1 protein-coding gene is annotated in these 879 nt (G+C 60.4%); it reads right to left on the bottom strand.

Annotated features, from left to right (window positions below; all coding sequences use genetic code 11):
* On the bottom strand, positions 1-879 hold an 879-nt coding region (locus GJR95_RS10865; protein WP_174260263.1), incomplete at both ends, for a putative Ig domain-containing protein.

Genomic DNA, 879 nt, shown 5'->3' with positions numbered 1-879 from the left:
GTTCACAATCGGGGCGGGGCTAACGGTAATGACCAGGGTTGTGCTGGCCGTTAATGAACCCGGATCGGTGGCTTTCACGGTGATGGTGAAAGGCGATCCGACGGTAGTGGAGGGCGTTCCCGAGATAGTAGCCGGAGCGGTAAAGCTCAATCCAGCGGGCAGACTACTGACCGACAGGGTCAGGCTGGCAGGTGTCTCCGAATCGGTGAAGGTGTTGGCTGGGATGAGATAGCTGAACCCACTGCCCACCGTGGCCGACTGGGGCGGGATCGCATTAGCCACACTGGGCGCGGTGTTCACAATCGGGGCGGGGCTAACGGTAATGACCAGGGTTGTGCTGGCCGTTAATGAACCCGGATCGGTGGCTTTCACGGTGATGGTGAAAGGCGATCCGACGGTAGTGGAGGGCGTTCCCGAGATAGTGGCCGGAGCGGTAAAGCTCAATCCAGCGGGCAGACTACTGACCGACAGGGTTAGACTGGCGGGTGTTTCGGTATCGGTGAAGGTGTTAGCCGGGATGAGATAGCTGAACCCACTGCCCACCGTGGCCGACTGGGGTGGGATGGCATTAGCCACCGTAGGGGCGGTATTCACGATAGGAGCAGGGCTGACGGTGAGCACCAGGGTTGTGCTGGTGGTCAGCGAACCCGGATCGGTGGCTTTCACGGTGATGGTGAAAGGCGATCCGATCGTAGTGGAGGGCGTTCCCGAGATGGTAGCCGGAGCGGTAAAGCTCAATCCGGCAGGCAGACTACTGACCGACAGGGTTAGACTGGCGGGTGTCTCGGTATCGGTAAAGGTGTTGGCTGGGATGAGATAGCTAAACCCACTGCCCACCGTGGCCGACTGGGGCGGGATAGCATTAGCCACACTGGGCGC

Origin of the sequence: Spirosoma endbachense (assembly GCF_010233585.1) — a bacterium.
Classification (GTDB): domain Bacteria; phylum Bacteroidota; class Bacteroidia; order Cytophagales; family Spirosomataceae; genus Spirosoma; species Spirosoma endbachense.
This window is presented reverse-complemented; position numbering and strand designations above follow the sequence as displayed.